The organism is Deinococcota bacterium, assembly GCA_030858465.1.
Lineage (GTDB): Bacteria > Deinococcota > Deinococci > Deinococcales > Trueperaceae > JALZLY01.
Genome location: JALZLY010000075.1, coordinates 1 through 14,548, shown reverse-complemented (window position 1 = coordinate 14,548; position 14,548 = coordinate 1). Strand labels below are relative to the sequence as shown.

Annotated in this window: 16 protein-coding genes; 12 read left to right on the top strand and 4 right to left on the bottom strand. The window is 65.1% G+C overall.

Going from position 1 to position 14,548, the window contains the following annotated elements; all coding sequences use genetic code 11:
• Positions 1-86: 86 nt before the first annotated feature.
• Entirely contained in the window at positions 87-311 is a 225-nt protein-coding gene (locus M3498_03595; protein MDQ3458380.1) for a hypothetical protein, read from the bottom strand.
• Positions 301-1,137, bottom strand: coding sequence for a sulfurtransferase (locus tag M3498_03590; GenBank protein MDQ3458379.1), 837 nt, complete (start codon positions 1,135-1,137; stop codon positions 301-303). Before M3498_03590 ends, M3498_03595 begins: the two co-directional genes overlap by 11 nt.
• A gap of 194 nt (positions 1,138-1,331) precedes the next feature.
• On the opposite strand from M3498_03590, the gene M3498_03585 reads away from it, so the two are divergent.
• From M3498_03585 to M3498_03575, 3 genes are all read left to right on the top strand, one after another.
• On the top strand, positions 1,332-2,354 hold the full coding sequence (locus M3498_03585) for an extracellular solute-binding protein (GenBank protein ID MDQ3458378.1): 1,023 nt from the start codon (positions 1,332-1,334) through the stop codon (positions 2,352-2,354).
• 152 nt (positions 2,355-2,506) lie between these two features.
• Entirely contained in the window at positions 2,507-4,246 is a 1,740-nt protein-coding gene (locus tag M3498_03580; GenBank protein ID MDQ3458377.1) for an iron ABC transporter permease, read from the top strand.
• A 2-nt stretch (positions 4,247-4,248) separates the two neighbouring features.
• Positions 4,249-5,388, top strand: a complete 1,140-nt coding sequence (locus tag M3498_03575) for an ABC transporter ATP-binding protein (GenBank protein ID MDQ3458376.1) — start codon at positions 4,249-4,251, stop codon at positions 5,386-5,388.
• A gap of 544 nt (positions 5,389-5,932) precedes the next feature.
• On the opposite strand, the gene M3498_03570 is transcribed toward M3498_03575, so the two are convergent.
• Positions 5,933-6,646, bottom strand: coding sequence for a DUF4097 domain-containing protein (locus M3498_03570; protein ID MDQ3458375.1), 714 nt, complete (start codon positions 6,644-6,646; stop codon positions 5,933-5,935).
• A gap of 217 nt (positions 6,647-6,863) precedes the next feature.
• Between M3498_03570 and M3498_03565 the strand changes: the two genes are divergently transcribed.
• A complete protein-coding gene (locus M3498_03565) occupies positions 6,864-7,490 on the top strand; it encodes a class I SAM-dependent methyltransferase (GenBank protein MDQ3458374.1) in 627 nt (208 codons plus the stop codon).
• On the opposite strand, the gene murJ is transcribed toward M3498_03565, so the two are convergent.
• Positions 7,487-9,052, bottom strand: a complete 1,566-nt coding sequence (gene murJ / locus M3498_03560) for a murein biosynthesis integral membrane protein MurJ (GenBank protein ID MDQ3458373.1) — start codon at positions 9,050-9,052, stop codon at positions 7,487-7,489. The genes M3498_03565 and murJ overlap by 4 nt on opposite strands.
• A gap of 152 nt (positions 9,053-9,204) precedes the next feature.
• On the opposite strand from murJ, the gene M3498_03555 reads away from it, so the two are divergent.
• From M3498_03555 to M3498_03520, 8 genes are all read left to right on the top strand, one after another.
• Positions 9,205-9,936 carry a serine/threonine protein kinase gene (locus M3498_03555; protein MDQ3458372.1) on the top strand — a complete coding sequence of 244 codons (732 nt, stop codon included), beginning with the start codon at positions 9,205-9,207 and terminating at the stop codon, positions 9,934-9,936.
• Positions 9,937-10,015: 79 nt separating this feature from the next.
• Complete coding sequence (gene holA, locus M3498_03550) at positions 10,016-10,945, top strand: DNA polymerase III subunit delta (protein ID MDQ3458371.1); 930 nt, start codon at positions 10,016-10,018, stop codon at positions 10,943-10,945.
• Between the two features lie 73 nt (positions 10,946-11,018).
• Positions 11,019-11,945: a methylmalonyl Co-A mutase-associated GTPase MeaB gene (gene meaB, locus M3498_03545; GenBank protein MDQ3458370.1), complete on the top strand. Its 927-nt coding sequence runs from the start codon at positions 11,019-11,021 to the stop codon at positions 11,943-11,945.
• Positions 11,946-12,092: 147 nt separating this feature from the next.
• A complete protein-coding gene (locus M3498_03540) occupies positions 12,093-12,935 on the top strand; it encodes a TIR domain-containing protein (protein ID MDQ3458369.1) in 843 nt (280 codons plus the stop codon).
• Between the two features lie 84 nt (positions 12,936-13,019).
• The gene (locus M3498_03535; GenBank protein ID MDQ3458368.1) at positions 13,020-13,334 is read left to right on the top strand and encodes a DUF433 domain-containing protein; all 315 of its coding nucleotides are present in this window, start codon (positions 13,020-13,022) and stop codon (positions 13,332-13,334) included.
• Positions 13,327-13,656 (top strand): DUF5615 family PIN-like protein, encoded by a 330-nt coding sequence (locus M3498_03530; GenBank protein ID MDQ3458367.1) that lies wholly within the window; start codon positions 13,327-13,329, stop codon positions 13,654-13,656. Before M3498_03535 ends, M3498_03530 begins: the two co-directional genes overlap by 8 nt.
• A gap of 419 nt (positions 13,657-14,075) precedes the next feature.
• Positions 14,076-14,408 carry a DUF433 domain-containing protein gene (locus tag M3498_03525; GenBank protein ID MDQ3458366.1) on the top strand — a complete coding sequence of 111 codons (333 nt, stop codon included), beginning with the start codon at positions 14,076-14,078 and terminating at the stop codon, positions 14,406-14,408.
• 6 nt (positions 14,409-14,414) lie between these two features.
• On the top strand, positions 14,415-14,548 hold a 134-nt coding region (locus M3498_03520; protein ID MDQ3458365.1), incomplete at its 3' end, for a DUF5615 family PIN-like protein.

Sequence of the window (14,548 nt, the reverse complement as noted above, 5' to 3'; positions counted from 1 at the left end):
CGATGATGCTTAAGAGCACGCCGGCCAGGTGCGAAAAGCCGCTGATGGGCTCGCGGATGTACCAGGGGCGGATGGGCGGCAGGTCTTTAGCGGCCATGCTTTACCCTAGCAGAGCCGGCGTCGGCTGTGCTCAGGCTCGAGACGACCTCCTCGAGCAGGTCGATGCCGCCTCGGGGAAGCTGAATACCGAGCTCGAGCGCGTTGTGGTCGGGGTGGCGAAAGACGGCGAGCTCGAGCTTACCCTCGTGCCGCCTCGTGATATAGAGGTAGGCGCGGCGGTGAAGGGCTGGGATGCCGATTTCAGCTCTCATCGCCCGTCGCCACGGGATTGTCGTCGTAGGAGCTCCAGTCGCTCCAGGAACCGATGTAGAGCTTGGCCCCCTCGATGCCGGCTTCCGCAAGCGCGATCAGGTTGTGCGGCGCGCTCACGCCCGAGCCACAGTAGACGATGACCTCCTCGGCCGCCTCCGCGTCCCTGAAGCGTTCCCTGAGTGCCTCGGGCGACTTGTAGAGGCCGTTCTCGAGGTTGCCCGCGAAGGGGTAGTTCCTGGCCGAGGGGATGTGGCCGGCCTGCTTGTCTAAGGGCTCGTGCTCGCCGCGGTAGCGCTCGGCGGCCCGCGCGTCGATGAGGAGCGCCTTGGGATCGGTGAGGGCCCGCTTCACCTCGTCTAAGTCGGCGACCATCTCCGGGCGCAGTCGGGAGGTAAAGGAGCCGGGGGCCGGCAGGGGCAAGCTGGTGCTGACGGGATAGCCCGCGCCCACCCAGGCGGGGTAGCCGCCGTCCAGGACCTGCACCGTGTCGTGCCCCAGGTACTTGAGCATCCACCAGAGGCGGCCCGCGATCACGCCCGAGGCGCCGTCGTAAACGATCACGTGGCTGCTGTTGGAAATGCCCGCGCGCTCTAGGGTATTGACGAAGACGCTCATCTCGGGCAGCGGATGGCGCCCGCCGTGATCGGTGTGCGGCGCCGACAGGTCGGGCTCCAAAAAGAGGTAGAAGGCGCCCGGAATGTGACCCGCCTCATACTCGCGCCGCCCCTGCTGCGGATGGCCGAGGTGAAAGCGCACGTCGACGACGACCAGGTCGGGGTCGCCCAGGAGGTCGTGAAGGTCTCGAGCCGAAATGAGGTTGGACATGCCCAAGTCTAAGCCAGAAGGCGGGTCCGGGCCAAGGCCCTGGCAACCAGCTGACACGCCACCCTTAGGCTGGTCCGCGGACGGAGCCGTGGCCGTCTGCGGTAGCCTCTGCGGTAGCCGTCTGCGGTAGACTGGACTCGCTACGGCAAGCCAGGCGCAGCGGCGCCAAAAGGAGTTGATCGATGATGCAGATAATGCAAAGGTGGCTTTTAGGTCTTCTGTTAGGTCTTCTGCTCGCTGTCGGCCTGTCAGGTCCGGCCTCCGCCCAGGGCGAGGTCATCGTCTATTCGCCCTTCAACGACGAGTTCATGCAGGCACTGGCCGCGCCCTTCACCCAGGAGACGGGCGTCCGCGTCCTCAACATCGTCATCTCCACGGGCGAGTCCCAGAGCCGCCTGCGCGCCGAGGCGCAACGCCCTCAGGCCGACTTCTGGCTGTCGGTGCGCCCGGCCATTCTCGAGCAGGCCCATGACGAAGGTCTGATCGAAGCCTATCAGCCGGCGGGCGCCGACACCGTCCTCCCCGCTTACGCCTACGAGCAGGAGCACATCACCGCCGTCGGCACCTACCCGCTGGTCTTCTTCTACAACAGCCAGGCTCTGCAGCGCGCCGGCTTGGAGGCACCCGGCTCGGACTGGGACGACCTGCTCGACGAAGCGTACCGCGGCCAGATCGTCATGCCCCACCCCGCCACCTCCGGCACCGCCTACGCCGCCATCACCACCGCCCTGCAGCGCGCCATGCAGGGCGGCGGCAGCGAGGACGACGGCTGGGAATTCGTGCGCGCTCTGGGCCAGAACGTCGCCCAGTTCACCCGCAGCGGCCGCGCCCCGCAGTCCTTAGTCGCCGCCGGCGAGTACCCCATCGGCGTGGGCTTCTACGACGCCGTCTGGCAGGCGCAACAGGAGGGCTTCCCTATCGAAGTGGTCGTACCCAACCCCACCTTTGCCGAGCCTTACGGCGCGGCCATTGTGGCGGGCGCGCCCAACCCCGAAAACGCTCGAGCCTTCTTCGACTACCTCTTGACCCCGGGGGCCCAGCAGGTGCTGACTCAGTTCGGCAACTATCCGGTGATCGGCGGTATCGAACCTCCCGAAGGCGGCGTCGAGGTGGCCTCGGAAGCGGTCATCGAGGTGGACTTTCAGTGGTCGGCGGACAACCGCGAGCGCATCCTCGAGCGTTTCCAGGAGGTGACGCAGGCCGAGCCCGCCGAGTGAGGTAAGGAAGGTGTTCTGACAGGCGAGGACCACCAGGCCGCTGATCCTCGCCGTTTTTCGTGTGGGAAATGTTCGGTTGCAGGCTGAGGGGTGCTGGCGTCTTATGCCCGGCATCTTTGCGAGGGTTAGAATGACGCCGTAGGGAGGACAGCGTGGACCAATCCATCAAGGCGAAGCCGAAACGTTCAAGCTTCCGCTTGCCCCTGGTCCTGCGCGAGCCCGCCGTCGCCCTTACCCTCTTGGGCATCCTGCTCACGGTGTTCGTTCTCGTCCTCTACCCCACCTACAGCATCCTGATCGAGAGCATCCGCTCCGAGGACGGGCTTACGCTGGCCCGTTATCAGCGGTTTTTCAGCTCGAGCTACTTTCTCCATACCCTCTACAACACCCTGCTCGTCTCCGGCATCGCCACGCTCTTGTCGCTCTTCTTGGGCTTCGTCTTCGCCTACGGCGTCACCCGCACCCGGATTCCCTGGAAGGGCTTCTTTACCGCGGTGGTGCTGGTGCCGATGCTGCTGCCGGCCTTTCTCATCGCCTTTGCGCTGATCCTGCTCTTGGGCCGCAACGGTATCGTCAACCGCGGGCTCTACAGCCTGGGCGAATGGCTCGGCCTGGCCGATCCGGGCGTTCTGCAGTGGGTGATCTTCGGCTCGCACGGGGTCATACTGGCACAGACCTTGACCTTTTTTCCGCTGGCCTTTCTGGTCTTCAGCGCGGCGCTGTCGTCGCTGGACCCGCGGCTCGAGGAGGCCGCCGAGGACCTGGGCGCGGGCTACTGGTACACCCTGCGGCGGGTGACCCTGCCGCTCCTGGCGCCCGCCGCCTTCAGCTCGGCGCTGCTCGTCTTCATGTTCAACGCCAGCGCCTTTGGCGCGCCCGCCGTCTTAGGCGGCGGCAGGCTCTTCTTCCCGGACGCCAACATGCTCGCCCCCGAGGCAATCATCCAGATCCTCGGGCTCTACGACTGGGGCATGGGCGCGACCATCGCCGTCATCCTGGTGGTGCCGTCCTTGCTCATCTACGCCTTCGGCGAGTACTATCTCAAGAAGCGAAGCTATATCACCGTGACGGGCACGCCCAGCGCCTTTGTCGCCCGGCAGATTCCCAAGGGGGTGGAGCGGGCGATCTTGCTGATCTGCCTGCTCGTCTCGGTCTTCATCCTGAGCGTGGTGGTGGTGGTGGTCCTGGGCGCCTTTACCCGCACCTGGGGGGTGAACTACGAGCTCACCTGGCGGCACATGAACACGGCGCTGAGGGCGTCGGGCACGTCGATCCAGAACAGCCTCTTGCTCTCGGGCGCGGGCGCCCTGATGGCGGCGCTCTTCGGCACCCTGGCCGCCTACGTCTTTACCCGCAAGACGTTTCCCGGTGCGCGGGTCTTGGACTTCACCAGCATGCTGCCCTACGCTCTACCCGGCGTGGTGATGGGCCTGGGTTTCGCGGTGGCCTTCGGCGGACGCATCGGCTTCGTCGTCCTGACCGGCACCGCCACCATCATCCTCTTGAACCACTTCATCCGGCGCACGCCCTTCGCTATCCGCAGCGGCGCCAGCGCCCTCAAGCAGATCGACCCGGTCATCGAGGAGGCCGCCGCCGACTTGGGCGCCAGGCCCGTCTACTCCTTTGCCCGCATCACCTTTCCGCTGCTCAGGGCCTCGATCCTGGGCGCCTTCGTCTTCGGCTTCATCAACATGATGACCGACATCACCGCGGTCATCTTCCTCGTCTCACCCCGCTGGCGGCTCCTGTCCATCGACCTCTTCAACGCCATCGACGCGGGACGGCTCGGGGTGGCGGCGGCGCTGTCGGTGATCATGATCTTGAGCACCTTCCTGGTCCTGCTGGTCGTCTGGCGCCTGAGCGGCAAGGGCCTGGACCTGTTGAGGAGGTGAGCGTGGCGGAGCTCAGGCTGAACAGCCAGCCGGTCATCTTGAAGGGCGTCACCAAGCTGTTTGGCCGAACCGCGGCCGTGGACGGGGTCTCGCTCGTCGCCGAGGCCGGCAAGCTGACCACGCTGTTAGGCCCCTCGGGCTGCGGCAAGACCACGACGCTCAGGATGATCGGCGGCTTCTATGACCCCGACGAGGGCGAGATCAGCATCGGCAGCAGGGTCGTCAACGGCCTGCCCCCCTACGCCCGCTCGACCCGCACGGTCTTCCAGTCCTACGCCCTCTTTCCGCACATGACGGTGTTCGAGAACGTCGCCTTTGGCCTGCGCGCCACTGGCGTCCCCAGGGGCGAGATCAGGCCCAGGGTCGAGGAGGCGCTCGAGCTCGTCGGCCTGACCGGCATGGGCGGGCGGCCGTCAGGGCAGCTCTCGGGCGGCCAGCAGCAGCGCGTAGCCTTTGCCCGCGCGCTCGTCACCCGGCCCGAGGTGCTCTTGCTGGACGAGCCCCTCTCCAACTTAGACGCCAAGCTGAGGGTCCACATGCGGCTCGAGATCCGCAAGCTGCAGCAGGACCTGGGCATCACCACCGTCTACGTCACCCACGACCAGGAGGAGGCGATGAGCCTGTCGGATCACGTGGTGGTGATGAACGAGGGGCGCGTCGAGCAGCAGGGCCCACCCCACGAGATCTACGAGAAGCCCGCCACTCGCTTCGTCGCGGACTTCATCGGCATCTCGAACTTCGTCAGCGCCAGGGTGCGGGAGGTGACCCCGCGGACAGTGGTGGTCGAGGCGCTGGGCAGAAAGGTGGCGCTCGAGCCGCCCAAAGGGCGCGAGGCGCTGATACCCGGTCAGACCGTATCCCTGGTGATCCGCCCCGAACACCTGCACCTGGACCGCTTGCACCCAGGCGAGGAGCAGAGTTCCGCAAGCGTCGCTACGGGCCTTCAGGGCAAGGTTGTGAGCGTCTCCTATCTGGGCGCGGCGGCCAGCTACCTGGTCGGGTTGGCGACGGGCGAGACCGTCACCGTCTTTGAGCCCGCCCCCGTCGGCTCGGTCCTGCACGCGCCCGGGACCGAGGTGATCTTGGGCCTCGAGATCGGGCGGGTCTACGTCATTCCCGAACCGCCCTCACCCTCGAGCTGAGCCTGTCCCCAGGGCAAGGATGGCACCCGCGTTCTGCAAACGCCATGAAAGTGACCATTGTCCAAGGGTAGGCACTTGAACTCGAGCCAAAGAGCTTGTCAACCGAAGTTTATCGCAGCGGGACAAGCGGGAGAGCTCGAGACAGTAGAGGAAAAGCTCGATCAGGCCGCCGCGAGGCTTTGGGGGCTCAGCGAAACCGAGCTTGAGGACATCCGCCAGAGCCTGGAAGAATTGCAGTAGAAGCCCGAGGCCGAGGGCAAAGCAGAGAGAGCAACAGAGACAGATAGCTGGACTCGGCGAGAGGTCGGCGCTAAGCCCCGCGTTTAGACTCGCTTGCGGATGTGGATACTGCCGCTGGCCGCCTTCGCCTCGAGGGATGCTTTTGGCGACGCGTCCGTCTGCCCCTTGACCCTGTTGTGAGCCTGTGCAGACGGCGTCAAGGGAAAATCGACCGCTATCTTCCCCGAAGCGGTCTTGGCCACCAGCGCGAAGCTGCTGCCCTCGGGCATAGGTGAGGCCCACTAGGGCCTAAGGGCTAGTGCCCTTAACCTAGACGCACCTCGATGCTTCCCGAGGCCGCCTCGAGCCGCCACGCCGCCCCCGCCGGCAGCGCCGAATCCACCCGGATACCGCCGCTGCTGCTGTGGGCGAGGAGGTCACCGCCGGCGGCGACCACGAAGATACGGCCCGAGCCCGTGCGCGCCGCCGCGGGGCCCTCGATGTCTTGCAGGCTAATCGCGCCGCTCCCCGCTCGAGCCTCGGCCGAGAGGGCGCGCCGCACGGTGATGGCGCCGCTTCCCGAGGTCACCTCTACGCCCCGGGCGATCTCGCCGATGACCACCTCTCCCGACCCCGCCTGAGCTTGCACGGGGCCGCGTATGGCGCTGATATGTTGGCTGCCCGAACCCGACTTGAGCTTGAGCGCCGTCTCACGGGGCGTCTCGACGTCGAAGTCGATCGACAGCGTGACGCCGCTCAGCCCTGACAGACCGTACTTTCGCAGGTCTCCGACGACGACCTCCTCGCCGCCGTCCACCACGGGCGGGTCCTGACGGAGGGCGTTCATGACGCTCATAGCCTGCTCTTGCGTCGGCGCGCGAACCGTCACCCTGGCGGTGATATGAAAGGCGCCTTCCTTTGGGGGTTGCACGGCAATGCTGCCGCTTCCCGTGGTGACGGACAAGGCGACGAAGGGCCGCGGCTCGAGCCCCACCTCCACCGTATCCTTGACTTCGGCACCGGATAAAGCTGTGAACATGACTCATCCTTTCCTCATCCACACTTGGATTCATCAACAATTATAAGCACAAAGCTCACAATTTGTGAAGAGCAAACTGGCATTTTGCGCAATACCTGGTCAATCGAGCTGGACCAGAGCTAGAGCCACCTTAACGTCTCCACTGGGATGGAGGTGCTGGGTGCAGCCGAGTCGAGCCTGAACCGTCGCTGTGGTATCATTGGGGAGGACAGGGATTATGTACCGCCGCGTCATCGCCGATTTGCGAAGGGCTTACGACCGCAGCGCCGAGGAGCGGGAGGGAAGCGGTCTTTCCGCGTGGAAGGAAAGGGAGCGGGACGAGTTTCTCGGCTACCTGCACGGGGAGGGCAAGCGCACGCTGCTCGAGCTCGGCGCGGGACCGGGGCGCGACGGCAGGTTCTTTCAGGAGCGCGGCCTGACGGTGACCTGCACGGACCTGTCGCCGGAGATGGTCCGGCTCTGCCGCGCCAAGGGCCTCGAGGCGCAGGTCATGGACTTTTTGAGCCTCGACTTCCCGGCGGCCTCGTTCGACGCCGTCTACGCTCTGAACAGCCTGCTGCACGTTCCCAAGGAAACCTTGCCTGCGGTGCTGGGGGTCGTCCGCACCCTGCTGAAGCCGGCCGGCCTCTTCTATATGGGCGTTTACGGCGGGCAGGACTTCGAGGGCGTCTGGCCCGAGGACCCGCACGACCCCAAGCGCTTTTTCGCCTACTACCGCGACCGGGGGGTGCTCGAGCGGCTCATGGTCCTCTTCGACCTCGAGTACTTTCGGCGGGTGGAGGTCGAAAGGGGCGCGGACTTTCACTTTCAGTCGCTGATCGTCCGGGCTCCTGCGGCCCGCTAGCGCCCAAAGCGGCTCACCAAGGGCTCGAGCTCGGGCAGGCGCAAGGCCGCAGCGGCCGCACCAAAGGTCAGAGCGGCCACGCCTCCGCCGAGAGCCGCTTGCAGGCCGAAGCCGGGCCAGCCCGCTGGAAAGGCGACGAGCAGCAGGGCGAGATAGGCGAGCCCCGCGCCGAAGCCAGCGGCCAGCCACACCCTGGCGGCGTGACGGACGAAGGCCGCGACCTCGAGCCCTTCGTCGCGGCGCATCCAAAAGAGCAGGACGGCGAGCTGCAGCCAGCCCACCAGCACCGTGCTCCAGGACATGCCGACGAGGCCGTAGCGCGGCGCCAGCAGGAAGTAGAGCAGGGCGTTCAGCGAGATGAAGACGACGTTGATCATGACGGGCGTGCGGATGTTCTCGCGGACGTAGAAGGGCCTGATCAGCAGGTTGTTGACGCCCCAGGGAAAGATCGCCAGCCCCAGGGGAGCGAGGGCTGAGGCGGAGAGGCTCAGCATGAGCCGGTAGTCCGGGTCCACCCGGCCGCTCCAGTTGAAGAGCGTCTCGATCGCCGGGCCGGCCAGCACGAGGGTGAAGAGGCCCGCCGGAACCGTCAGGAAGCTGATCAGCCGGAGGCCGCTCAGCAGCGTGTGGGAGAACGCTTCGGGCGCCTCGTGGGCGTCGGCGCTCAGCCGCGAATAGAAGGCGACCGCCGGCGAGACGCTGAAGAGCGCCAGGGCGAGCATGAAGACGAGGTTGGCGTTCTCAAAGGCCACCACGTTGGCCGAGGCGCTGGGAAGGGTGTTGAGCACCCGGTAGGCGACGAGGTTGAGAAGCTGCCGGGCGCCGGTGGTAAAGGTAAAGGGCCCCGCCAGGACGAGAACGCGGCCCAGGCTCCGGTGCCACGGGGCGGCGAGCGCGGGAAAGACGCCGAGCCCAAGGAGCGCCGGCACCTGCACGAAGAGTTGCGCTACTCCGCCCAGCACGAAGGCGACGGCCAGCGTGGTCGCCTGACCGGGAAAGAGCAGCATCAGGGCGATGGTGACGGCGTTGAAGGCCACGGGCGCCCAGGCCGGCGCCGCGAAGCGCTCCTCGGCGTTCAGGATGCCCATGATGAGCGCGGCCAGGGAGATGGCCGCCAGAAAGGGAAAGACCAAGCGGGTGAGCCGCACGGTGAGGTCGTAGTCGATATCGGTGGCGGTGCCGCCCAGCAGCAGCGTCACGACCGCGGGCGCCGCCCACATCGCCGCGCCGACGAGCAGGGCGTTGACGCCCAAAAGAAGCTTGAGGAGGGCGCCTGAGAGCTCGCGGCGCTCTTCCGGCGGCAGCGACCTGTAGACCGGCACGAAGGCGTTGCTGAGCGCCCCCTCGGCCAGAAGCTCGCGAAACAGGTTGGGAATGCGGGTGGCGACCAAAAAGGCGGCCAGCACCTCCTGCGCAAAGAGGTTGACCATGAGCGTCTGGCGCAAGAGGCCGCTGAGCCGGCTCGCCAGGGTGCCGACCATCAGGGTCAGCGCGCCGCGCGCACCGGACCGGCGCGCCTGGGGGCGAGGTTTGGGGGTCTGCATCAGATGCCTACCGGGCACGGCAAAGGGGACAGCACGCGTCCCAGTCTAAGCGATCGGCGGCAGGCCGGTCGGAGCGTCGCCTGGCGCAGGCTTACGACTTGTCTACAGCTTGTCTACAGCTTGTCTACAGCGGGCGAGGATGTGTTAAGTTGATAACGATGCTGACCCCTGTGCGCGTGTTATCGAGCAGCGGCCCCATGCGGGTGGAGCTGGCGCAGTGGCATGACCGGCTGGTGGTGGTCAAGCGCCTGCAGGGCTTCTCGCATGTCCTCGAGGCGCGGCTGAGGCGCGAGGCCAGCGTGGTGAAGAAGCTTCAGCACGACAACATCATCCCGCTCCTAGCCACCGAGGGCGACCGCATCATCTACGCCTACTGCTCGGGCATGAGCTTGGCGGAGGCGCTGCGCGGCGGCACCATCCGGCCCAAGCGGGCGGTCAGGATAGCCGCCGACGTCCTGAGGGCGCTCGACTACGCCCACGGCATGAACGTGATCCACTGCGACGTGAAGCCGTCCAACATCATGATCAAGGGCGACAAGGCGCTCTTGACCGACTTCGGCTTCGCCAAGGACCTGGCCATGACCGCCATCACCGCGCCCGGCATGCTCTTGGGCACCCCCAACTACATGGCCCCGGAGCAGTTCAGGGGCGACCGCAGCGACCCCCGCAGCGACCTCTACGCGGTGGGCGCCGTGCTCTTTCACATGCTGACGGGCGCCCCCCCCTACGGCTCGCAGGCCTTGCGCTTTTTGGCGGGCGACGACCGCCTCACCCTGGCGCCGCTGCAGGGCGAGGCGGAGCCCCTGGAGGGCGCTATCGGCCGCGCCCTGTCGCGCGACCCAAAAGCGCGCTTCGAGAGCGCCGCCGAGATGCTGAGGGCGCTCGCTGAGGTTCACCGATGAGAGCAGAACCCGGGGGTCAGACGTCAGGGGTCGGAATAAAACCCTCCGGCGCCTGGATGCTGATTCCCGTCTCCTGAGCATGCTTCTCGCCTTCGGCGGCGACGCCTTTTTGGTTCACCGCGCCGCGAAGCGGGCGCTCGCCGCGCGCGGCTTCAAGCCCCACGAGGTGACCGAGCTGGGCGAGGGCATGACGGCGCGGGAGGTGGCGCACCTGGCGGCGCAGTCGGGCCTGTTCGGGCAGGTCGCCCTGCGTTTGGACTTTGGCGCGGCCTTTAAGGGTCAGGCCGGGGTCAAGCCGCGCAACGAGGTGTTGAAGGTCTTGGAGGCCGGTTCCGAGAGCCTCATCGTGGTGCTCGACCAGGAGGCCACGGCGGCACGGCAGAAGGTCTACAAGGCCGTGGGCAGCTTTGAGCACCTGCCCACGCCGCGCTTTGGCGCGCTCAGTCACTGGGTGCGCGAGGAGCTGCGGGCAGAGGGGCTACGCTTTGAAGACGACGTGCCGCAGACGCTCGCCGACCTTTTCGGTGAGGACCTGCCGGGCATCGCCTCGGAGATTCAGAAGCTCGCCGCCCTTGACGAAACCTTGAGTAGCGTGCGCGTGCGCGAGGTCGCGGGCCGCCCCGCCGCCCGCGACGCCTTTGCGCTCATCGAGACCGCCGCTCGGGGCGACGCGAGGGGCGCGCTCGAGGTCGTGCGCAGCCTGATGGATCAGGGCGAAGCGCCCGCGCGGGTGTTGGGCGCCGTCACCTGGCAGTACAACCTGGTGGCGCGCTGCGTCGGCCTGCAGGAGAGCCGGGCCCGGCTCGACGCCGCGGCCGTCACCCAAGCCTTGAAAGTAAAACCCTTCGTGGCGCAAAAGGCGCTGGCGCTGGCGCGCCCGCTCGACGAGGCGGCGCTGGGGCGGGTGCTCGGCGCCATCCTCGAGGCCGACGTGGCCATCAAGTCGGGCAAGGACGAAGGCTGGGCGCTCGAGGCGCTCACCCTCAAGCTGGCGACCCTGCAGCGCTGAGCCGTCCATTTTCCCCTACTCCCTCTCACCCCACTCCCCTATCCCCCTGCCCCAAGCGCGTTATGCTCTTTGGATGACCTCGTCCTCACTCGCGGCGCGCTTTTTGGAAGGCGACGAGCGCGCCTTGGCCCGCGCCATCACCCTGCTCGAGTCCGGCCGCCCGCAGGGCCAGGCCCTTTTGAGGGAGGTCCGCGCCCGCGCCAACCGGGCACGCATCGTCGGCATCACCGGCTCGCCCGGCAGCGGCAAGAGCACCCTCTCCGACAGGCTCATCGGCAAGATCAGGGAGCGCGACCAGCGCGTCGCGGTCGTGGCGGTGGACCCCACCAGCCCCTACAGCGGCGGCGCCATCTTGGGCGACCGCATCCGCATGCTGCGCTGGCACCAGGACAGGAGCGTCTACATCCGCTCGATGGCCACGCGGGGCCATCTGGGCGGTCTGGCGGCGGCCAGCCTCCAGGTGGTGGCGCTCTTGGACGCCTACGGCTTCGACTACGTGCTCATCGAGACCGTCGGCGTCGGCCAGTCCGAGGTGGACATCGTTAAAGTGGCCGACACGACGGTCCTGGTCATGACCCCCGGCCAAGGCGACGGCGTCCAGGCCTTCAAGGCGGGCATCATGGAGATTGCCGATGTCTTCGCGGTCAACAAATTCGACCAAGCGGGCGGCCCCAGGCTCTTGCGCGAGCTCAAGGCGGCGCTCGAGCTCGGCCACCCCGAGGAGGGCGAGTGGTGGCCCGCCATCCAGGCGACGACCGCCGCGACGGGCGAGGGCCTAGACGAGCTTATGACCCACCTGGACAAGCACCACGAGCACCTCACGGCCTCGAGCGAACTGGACGAAATCCGCCGCGGCCGCGCCCGCTTCGAGATCGCCGCCATCGTCCACGAGAGGATCCGCCAGCAGACCGAGGCGCAAGAAGGCGAGCTTATCGAGGCCGTCTTGAGAGGCGAGCTCGAGCCGGGCGAGGCCGCGCGGAAGGTGTTGGAGAGTTTTTGAGGCGGCGGAGCCTACATCTTGCGCTGTTCACCATCGGATGCAGCGAGTATGATCATCCTGTGGAAGACATTATACGTCCTGTGACGTATAATTCCTAGTTAGACCCCGGAATTGCACATGCTCACACCGTCTCAACGCATCACTCTGTTGAAGGAAATCAGCACTCGCCTTTCAAACGAAGGATGGCCGCTTGTCGACGTGACGCTTACGCAGTTCAAGCTTCCGACGTCGGAGACCTGGCAAGGCGACAAAGACGCGTACATCCTGGATATGCTCAAAGAGGCATCAGACCACTCACTTCTGGAGCTCGGGCAACACGTTGGGTTCCGGTTCGAAGAGGCACCGATGATCGGCGTCGATCCACCGTTTTGGCGGAAGCGGATGTTCCGTCTCTTCATCTCGCACCTTTCCTCCCACAAGGTATTTGCAGCAGAACTTCAAGAGGCGCTGCTTCGATTCGGTATCTCTTCGTTCGTTGCTCACAACGACATCGAACCGACTCTCGAATGGCAAGCACAGATCGAAACTGCGTTGTCAACGGCTGAATCCCTGGTGGCGCTGCTGCATCCGGACTTTCACGCGAGCAAATGGACTGACCAAGAGATTGGCTTTGCCATGGGAAAAGGCCTTCCGGTATTCGCGGTCCGCTTCGGACAGGATCCGTACGGTTTCATCGGCCGCTTTCAGGGATTCGCCGGGCATGGGAAGACTGCGCTAGCGATCGCGCGCGAACTGTTCGATGCTTATCGCAAGAACAAGCAGACGCAACGCCGCATGGCCGAGATCTTGGTCAACTTGTTTGAGGACAGCGCCAGCTTTGCCGAGGCCAAGGCGCGGATTGGCTACCTCGAAGAACTTGAAGTCTGGGAATCAGGCTTCCCCTCTCGCATTGAGTCCGCCGTTGAAGCCAACTCTCAGGTCTCTGTTTCCTGGGGTGTTCCCGAAAGAACTCAAGCATTAGCCAAGAAGTGGAAGGCCCATGGGGTCTAACCTTTCCTTCAAGCGGACCTGCCTTACGGCAGGCCGCTTAAGTCAAACGTTAGGCAGCATCTTCGCGCCTGCTACACTTGACGTATGACTGCCCCTGTTTTGGATAAACATATCGAAATCACGCCTGGTGTCGCTAGTGGGAAACCACGCATCGCTGGACATCGTATCACCGTGCAGAATATCGTCATCTGGCACGAGCACATGGGTAAGAGCGCCGATGAGATAAGCGCCGATCATAACGTGACCCTAGCTGATGTGTATGCAGCGTTGACTTACTACTTCGACCACCAAGACGAGATCAATGACAGCATCAGAGAGGGTGAGGAATTTGTCGAGGAGATGCGTAGAAACAGCCCCTCGGTTCTTGGTCAAAAGCTAAAGACATGGCTCGGTGGGTGAAATCCGCTATTACACAGACGAGCATGTGTCACGAGCGGTCATCAATGGCTTAAGACAGCGAGGGATTGACGTTCTGAGCGTAGCCGAGGCGGACATGCTCGGCGCTGATGATGAAGCGCATTTGGCGCTTGCTCTCGCTGAGGGAAGGATTATTTTTACGCAAGACGATGACTTTCTACGCCTTGCGGCTTCGGGCAAAGCGCATGCAGGTGTCATTTACGCACCGCAACGTACCTCGACAGGTGATAGTATCCGTGGCCTGATGCTCATCTATCAGGCGCTAGAAGCAGAGGACATGGTTGGCAAGGTCGAGTACCTGTGAATGGGTTACTGCCATGCTGCCTCACCACGCGCTGCAACGGACGCGCCCACGCACGCGCATTTCCAATGTCTCTCTTGACTTGTTGCTTGATCGGGGTACTGAAAGGGCGCGCCGCTGCGCTTAGCCGTTAAGCAAAACTCTCGCTTTTGCCGTGCTAGATTGACGGCATGAACAAGCTCGAGAAGCTGCTTGTTACGATTCTACGGGAGCTTCCACGCCAGTATCCTTTTGGCGACCTCTGCGCCTTGCTGAAAGCAATGTGCTCGCTTGCCCCTTGTCAGGAGATCCAAGCCCTTAGCCCCTCGAGCGCCTGGCCGAACGCCAGCGCCGCAGCGGCGCCTTAGGGCTGTCTGCACAATGCGGGTGTGCGGCGTAAGGCGCCCTGAAGCGCTCGAGTAGACTTATGCTGGAGGATGATTATGACACGCGCACTTCAGGAGGTCGAAAGGTTGTTGTCCGGCATGACGCGTGCGGAAAAAGCTCAACTGTTGCAGTGGGTGGTCAGTGATTTGGGAGACGCGTTTCCCGGCATCGAAACGACGCCCGGTGTCGCGGGTGGCGAGCCGCGCATCGTTGGCAGCCGCATCCCTGTTTGGGTTCTGGAGCAGGCGAGGCGACTCGGCGCCAGCGAGGCCGACTTGCTAGGCTCCTATCCGACGCTCCGAGCCGAGGATTTGGCCCACGCCTGGGCGTATGTGCGCGCTCACCCGGAAGAGATCGACCGTCAGATACACGAAAACGAGGACGCGTAGGGATCGGTGCGTTTCTACGCGGACGAAAACTTTCCCTTGCCGGTGGTCGAGGCCTTGCGCGGGTTCGGGCACGACGTTCTCACCGTCCTCGAGGCAGGAAAGGCAGAGCAGGCCGTCAGCGACGAGGAGGTGCTGGCTTT